Here is a 6,501-nt window from a genome sequence, read left to right as displayed (position 1 = left end):
GCCGACAGCCTAGGAAGTCCTGACTCCTGGTTGCCAGCGGGGAGGTGGAAGGAAGATGGTGGGGCGCCTCGAACCCGGAGCCGCCGATGAGCACCCTCCCGAGCCGTCAAGTCGTCCTCGCGCGCCACATCCCCGGACTGCCCGAGCCGGAGCACTTCCGCGTGGAGCCTGTGGAAGTGGGCGAGCCTCGGGACGGAGAGCTGCGGGTGAGGACGCTGTTCGCGTCCGTGGACCCGGGCACGCTGGCCCGGTTGGGGGGCGTGGACTCGTACGCACCGGCCCTCGAATTGGGTGAGGTCATCGGGAGTGCGACGGTGGGCGAGGTGCTGGCGTCCCGGGACACGCGCTACGCCGTGGGCGACGTGGTGGTGGGCGGCTGGGGCTGGCGGGAGCACGCGGTGGTGAGCGCGCGGGGACTGCGCAAGGTGGACCCTGGACCGGAGTCCGCCTCGGCGGAGCTGGGCGTGCTCGGCATTCCCGGGCTGACGGCGTACTTCGGCATCCTGGAGCTGGGGCGTCCCCAGGCTGGGGAGACGGTGCTGGTGTCCTCCGCCGCGGGCGCGGTGGGCTCCATCTCGGGACAAATCGCGAAGCGTCAGGGCGCTCGCGTGGTGGGCATCGCTGGCGGCCCGGAGAAGTGTCGCTGGGTGGTGGAGGCGCTGGGCTTCGACGCCTGCCTCGACTACCGCGCGGAGAAGGACCTGGCCGCCGCCATCCGACGGGAGTGTCCCCAGGGCGTGGGCGTGTACCTGGACAACGTGGGTGGCTCCACGCTGGACGCGGCGCTCACGTGCATGGCGCTGAAGGGCCGCGTGGTGGTGTCGGGGCTCGTCGCGGACTACGGCGTTCCGCCGGAGGCTCGCGCGGGATTGAAGAACACGCCGTTCCTCATCATCCAGCGGCTGCGCATGGAGGGCTTCGTGGTGTTCGACTACGCCGCGCGCTTCGGTGAGGCGCGGGCGGCGCTGCGGCGGTGGCTCCAGGATGGAACGCTGAAGCACCGCGAGCACGTGGTGGAGGGCCTGGAGTCCGCGCCCGCCGTGTTCGCCGGCCTGTTCCGAGGCGAGAACTTCGGCCGCGCGGTGGTGAAGGTGGGGTGAGGCCGTTGCAGGCCTCACCCGGGAACATCGTTCAGGCCATCTTCTCGCGCAGGTAGGCCTCGAGCTCGGAGATGGCCACGCGCTCCTGGGTCATCGAGTCGCGGTGGCGCACCGTCACGGTGTCCTTCGAGGAAGCGGACTCGCCATCTCCAAGCGTGTCGAAGTCGACCGTGACGCAGAAGGGGGTGCCAATCTCGTCCTGGCGGCGGTACAGCTTTCCGATGGCGCCAGTGTCGTCGTAGACGACCCGCATCGAGCCCGAGGACTGCAACTGGCGACGGATGCCCTTGGCCACGCCCACGATGCCCGGATGGTTCTTCTTCAGCGGGAGCACCGCCACCTTGATGGGCGCCAGGCGCGGCTTGAAGTGCAGCACCGTCCGGTAGAACTCGTCGACGACGGGGTCGACCTGCCCGCGGAGCTTCTTCGCGACCTCGATGCTCTCCGCGCCCGGCATGGAGAGCAGTCCGGTCATGGACGCGAGCCGCTCACCGAGCGCGCCGGCGATTCGCTCACCCTCGGCGAGGAGGGCGTTCTTCGCCTCCACCGGGAGCTTCTCGTTGCGACCAACGGACTTGAGGAAGGCGCCGAGCGCCTCCTCGACGGGCTTCAGGCGCTCCGCCGGAGCGGGCTTCACCTGCTCCTCGGCATACGCCTCGCTCAGCACCGCGAGCACGCCACGGTCGACGCCCGCGGACGGCTCGATGACGAACGGCACCACGTGCTGCTTCGTCTCGGGGTCGAAGTACGTGAGCTTCTCGGTGCTGTGGCCGTTGGGGGACACGCGCGCCTTCAAGCCGAGCGAGCCCTGGTCCTTGCTGTGTGAGCCCAGGTCATAGTCGGTGCGGTTGGCGATGCCCTCGAGCTCCTCCAGCCCATGAGGGAAGCGGTAGAGCAGGTCGACGGTGGCCTTGGCGTAGTGCGCGAGCTCGTCCGGCTTCTGGTGGTACGGCACCAGGTTCTCGCGGGAGAGACCGACGGAAATCCACCAGTTGATGCGGTCCTCGACCCACTTCTGGTGCCAGGCCTCGTCCTCGCCGGGCTTCACGAAGAACTCGACCTCCATCTGCTCGAACTCCCGCACCCGGAAGATGAAGTTGCGCGGGGTGATTTCGTTGCGGAACGCCTTGCCTATCTGCGCGACGCCGAACGGGAGCTTGCGGGAGGTCGAATCCAGCACGTGCTTGAAGTTGACGAAGATGCCCTGCGCCGTCTCGGGGCGCAGGTACGAGAACGACTCGGGGTCTGGCACCGGTCCGACCTGTGTCTTGAACATCAGGTTGAACGGGCGGGGCTCGGTCAGCTCGGTGGAGGCACAGTTCGGACACTTGCCGGCGATCTGGTCCGCGCGCCAGCGCATCTTGCAGCTCTTGCAGTCGACCATCGGGTCCACGAAGGTCTCTTCGTGCCCCGAGTAGCGCCACGTGAGCTTGTTCATGAGGATGGCGGCGTCGATGCCCTCCATGTCCTCACGCTCCCAGACATTGGCGCGCCACCAGGCCAGCTTCAGGTTGTTCTTTAGCTCGACGCCCAGCGGACCGTAGTCGTACGTACCCTGAAGGCCTCCATAGATGGCGGACCCCGGGAAGATGAAGCCCCGGCGCTTACACAGGGAAACGAGCTGCTCCATCGTCTGCGCGGCCATCGGTGTGTGGCTCCTTCGTGAACAGCGAGGCGTCCGAGCCTACACCGGTCATGGCGGGAAACCGTCACCCCGCGGTGTCACCAGGGGCTGGGCTCAGGGGCCTCCCAGGTGGGTGATGTAGCGCATGCGCCCGTCGGGGAGCGCCTCCTGGTGGAGCAGGGGCTCGGTGTCCACCGCGATGATGACGATGTCCCTTCGCTGTCCCAGGGCGACCAGCTCGCTGGGCCGGGGCTCCACGGGGCTCGCACCCCCGCCCACTCCATCGGGGAAGAAGAGGGCATGGCCCTTCTCCAGATAGAGGACGGGGACGTGTGCATCCTCGTCCTCGGGCACGAAGACATGCACCGTGCGCGCGAGCGGTGCCAGGTCCAGTCCACACGAGGTGAGCAGGACGAGCAGTGGGAGCATCCAGAAACGCATGACGGTCCTCCAGGCCTCGGCGCGCGGCCGGGCACTCCGTGAGTCGTGAAGCTCGCGAGTCGCGAGCAGGGCTGTGACGTGACTCGGGCTGGAGCCGGCCACCGAGGACGCGGCCCTCGTCGATGCAAGGGCCGCGTCGGTGCTTCAGTCGGACCGTGCTTCGTCCGAGCCTTCCCCGCTCAAGTCGGCGGCGCGACGTCGCAGCGTCCCGAGGCCTTTTGGGAGAGGTCCTCCGCCACGGTGCGCAGCAGCGTGCCTGTCAGGGTGGAGCGGTCTGTCTCTCCTGCTCCCTCTGTCCGCGAGAGCCAGGAGGCCATTCGTCCCAGGCTGGCCGCCGTCACCACGTTCAGCTTCACCTCCACCTGGACGATGAGGCGCTCACCGTCCTCGGGGCGCGCCTCCAGCGTCCAGGCAACGCGGTCCAGCTCCAGCGTGGCGGGCCCTTCCGGGAGCGGCCTTCCATCCAGCATGTAGCCCTCACGGGTGAAGGCAATCACCTGGGTGAGCCTGGCGCCGTCCACCCGGGTGTTGAACCAGAGCGCGCGGCGCTTCCACAGCGTCAGCTCCACCTCCAGCTTCCCCGCCATGCCCAGCCGCACCAGCCGGTCCAGCTCCGCCGAGAGGAAGGAGAAGGCCTCCGAGCGTGCCAGCACGCGCCGCCCGGAGAGGGTGGCGGTGCAGGCGACGCGTGGCTCCTCCGCCCAGGCCCCGGGCGCGAACAGTCCCGCCGCGGCCACCAGGGCCGCGCCGAGCGTGCGTCTTGTCCGTGTCCCCATTCGTTTCATGGGCCTCAGAAAGTCCGCACGAAGAACAGGCGGGCCTCGGGCGTGGCCGTGGCCTTCTCGTCCGTGCGCCACGCGACATCCACGCGCACGTCGTCGCTGAAGTGGAACGTGCCACCGACGCCCAGCCGCGCGTCCTGCCACTCACCGGCACCGCGCACCGTGCCCAGGTCCGCGAAGACGCCGAAGGAATGCCACCGGTACTCGGCCGTCCCCAGCACCGACACGTCGCCCTTGAACTCCTTGAAGCCAAAGCCTCGCAGCGCGCTCCAGCCACCCAGCGCCTCCCGCTTCTGCTCGGGGAGGTTGTCGCCGCCCGCGCCGCGCAGCCGCAGCCGCAGGCCCGTCTCCCAGCCCGTGGGCACCACCATCGTCACGTCACCCAGGAGCTTCCAGAAGCGCTCGTCCGGACCCGTCGCGGCGGGACCCTCGCCCACCTCCAGCGTGACGAACCCATGCAGGAACGGGCTGCGTCCCCAGTCCTTGTCCACGTGGAAGAGGGGCGTCTCCGGCGTGCGGAACAGCGAGCCCACCTTCGCGTTGCGAGGGCTGCCGCTGGCGTACTCCAGCCGGGCGATGACGGACTGGAAGCGGCCCTCGTCCACCGGTGCGTTGGGGAAGGGAGGCGAGTCGCGGCGGAACAGCGAGAGCGGCGGGGTGAAGCTGCGCAGCGTCTCGTAGCGGTCGGAGCGGTACTCGACGCCCGCGAGCCAGTCCTCGGACCAGCGGAAGGTCGCGAACGCCGCCACGCCCTTGCGGCGGAAGTAGTCGCGGTCCGGCCGGTTGATGAGGGCCGAATAGATGGACGAGTCGATGTCGCTCATCCGCCACCGGTCCAGCGTGTCCGTGAAGTCGTACGCCTGACCGCCCAGCTCCGCGAGCCCCACCGCCGGAACCTCCACGCGCGCTCCGCCCAGCAGGTTGAGTTCGCGCTGCCGCTTCGTGCCCTCGGGGTCATCCGGCAGGCGCTGCCCACCCCAGCGAAGGGGGATGAAGGCGGCGGCGTCCAGCGTGGTGTGGAGGCGGTCCTTCGAATCCCAGATGCGCAGCGAGCCCGCCAGGCCCGGAGCGAACCCCGTCACCTGCGTGTGGATGGGCAGCAGGTCCAGGTCCAGGTCCGGGCGACGCGTGCGCACGTGCACCACGAGGCGCCGTCCCTCCAGCGTGATTCCCTCGCCGTCGTGGCCGTGCCGCCAGGACTCGAACAGCTCGCCCCAGCTCAGGTCGAACTCGACCTGCTCGCGGCGACGGCGCTCCCCGCGCTTCTGCTCCTCCGTCCGGTAGTGGCGCACGCCGTCGGCCGCGCGCTCCTCGACGATGCGCGCGTCGCGTCGGCGCGCGGCTTCGTCGGAGTCCGTGTCCACGCTCGACGCTTGCAGGAAGGGCAGGCGCGACTCCAGTCGCTCCATGGCGCGGCGCGCGTCGCTGCGGAGGAAGACGTCTCCGGCCTTCAGGTCCAGCGCCTCGCGCACCCGGTCCGCGACAGGGCCGTCCACGCCCACCACGTCCACGCCCTCCAGGCGGCCCTCGTCCACGATGATGGTGAGCTGGCCCTTCGGCGTCAGCGTGCCGGACAGGCTCGCGAGCATGTAGCCGTCGCCGCGCAAGTCTCTCAGCGCGCGTTGCAGCGCGGCCGACACCCCTCCGAGGACGAGACCGGGGCGGTACTCCTCACGCTCCATCCGGGCCAGCCACTCACGAGGCGGACGCTGCGGCGGGCACGGAGTGCTGACGACAGTCAGCGTCCCGCGCGCGCCATTCACGCGCACGATGAACTCCTCATCCTCGTCTTCGTCCTCATCGGGGAAGCGGCGCGGGAGGCGGAAGACCTCCTCGAGGATTTCGGTGCGCCGCAGGTCCTGGAGTCCTTCCACTTCCACCGACGTGACGACGGGGTTCTCCTCCAGATGCACTTCCAGGACGACGGGCCCCTGCTCGGGGAGACGCAGGCGCGGCTCGACACGGGCGAACAGGCCGGTGTGCGCCAGGCGGCGCAGCATCCGCTGGAGGTCGCGGGTCTGAAGGGGCGCGGCAGGCTCGGTGGATGGCGAGCCGATGAAGGCGCGCACCTGGTCCTCCGTCAGCCGCTTGAGGCCATGCAGTTCGACGCGCTCGGGCGTGAGCGCGCGGCCATCCACGTTGAGCTCCAGCGGATGGAGGATGGCGAGGTCTTCCACCTCTTCGTCGAGGTAGTCCTCGTCGCACTTCTCCTTCTCGCGCCTGCGCTCGCGCTCGCGCCGGTCCGCTGCCCGCTCGTTGCGCGACTCCGTTCGCGCCGCTGCCCGGGCGTCCTCTTCCTCCTCCTCGCGCTCGTCCGCCGCCTGCTCGTTGCGAGCCTCGGTCCGAGCCTCCTCTTCGCGCCGACTCGCCGCCCGCTCGTTCCGGGCTTCGGCTCGCGAGTCTTCCTCTTCCTCGCTCCGCCAGCGCTCCGACCGCTTGTTACGAGTCTCGTCCCGCGCGTCCTCCTCGCGCTCGGGCGAGGTCTTCGTGCCCTGGGGGAGCGGAAGGGGCAGGCCGTGCTCCTCCTCGGCGGGGGCCACGGGAGCCACGGGGG

The 6,501-nt window shown here is 69.8% G+C and carries 5 protein-coding genes; 1 reads left to right on the top strand and 4 read right to left on the bottom strand.

Features of this window, described 5'->3' with window-relative positions:
• The first annotated feature begins 86 nt into the window (after nt 1–86).
• Nucleotides 87–1,100, top strand: a complete 1,014-nt coding sequence (locus tag HR086_RS43580) for an NADP-dependent oxidoreductase (RefSeq protein ID WP_174468589.1) — start codon at nt 87–89, stop codon at nt 1,098–1,100.
• Between the two features lie 31 nt (nt 1,101–1,131).
• Here HR086_RS43580 and HR086_RS43575 read toward each other — a convergent pair whose 3' ends face one another.
• The 4 genes from HR086_RS43575 to HR086_RS43560 form a co-directional block, all read right to left on the bottom strand.
• Nucleotides 1,132–2,745 carry a glycine--tRNA ligase gene (locus tag HR086_RS43575; RefSeq protein WP_141647613.1) on the bottom strand — a complete coding sequence of 538 codons (1,614 nt, stop codon included), beginning with the start codon at nt 2,743–2,745 and terminating at the stop codon, nt 1,132–1,134.
• Between the two features lie 93 nt (nt 2,746–2,838).
• Nucleotides 2,839–3,165, bottom strand: a complete 327-nt coding sequence (locus tag HR086_RS43570; protein ID WP_174454662.1) for a hypothetical protein — start codon at nt 3,163–3,165, stop codon at nt 2,839–2,841.
• A gap of 179 nt (nt 3,166–3,344) precedes the next feature.
• On the bottom strand, nt 3,345–3,941 hold the full coding sequence (locus HR086_RS43565) for a hypothetical protein (protein ID WP_254613952.1): 597 nt from the start codon (nt 3,939–3,941) through the stop codon (nt 3,345–3,347).
• A 14-nt stretch (nt 3,942–3,955) separates the two neighbouring features.
• Nucleotides 3,956–6,501, bottom strand: a 2,546-nt coding sequence (locus tag HR086_RS43560) for a hypothetical protein (protein ID WP_174468588.1), incomplete at its 5' end; no start/stop codon positions are given.

This window comes from Myxococcus sp. CA039A (assembly GCF_013336645.1).
In the GTDB taxonomy this organism is placed as follows: domain Bacteria; phylum Myxococcota; class Myxococcia; order Myxococcales; family Myxococcaceae; genus Myxococcus; species Myxococcus llanfairpwllgwyngyllgogerychwyrndrobwllllantysiliogogogochensis.
Note: the sequence above shows the minus strand (reverse complement) of the source record. Positions and strands in the feature narration are given on the sequence as shown.

Coding starts and splice junctions, on each gene's coding strand:
- HR086_RS43580 (WP_174468589.1), top strand. CDS start 87: ATGAGCACCCTCCCGAGCCGTCAAGTCGTCCTCGCGCGCCACATCCCC.
- HR086_RS43575 (WP_141647613.1), bottom strand. CDS start 2,745: ATGGCCGCGCAGACGATGGAGCAGCTCGTTTCCCTGTGTAAGCGCCGG.
- HR086_RS43565 (WP_254613952.1), bottom strand. CDS start 3,941: ATGGGGACACGGACAAGACGCACGCTCGGCGCGGCCCTGGTGGCCGCG.
- HR086_RS43570 (WP_174454662.1), bottom strand. CDS start 3,165: ATGCGTTTCTGGATGCTCCCACTGCTCGTCCTGCTCACCTCGTGTGGA.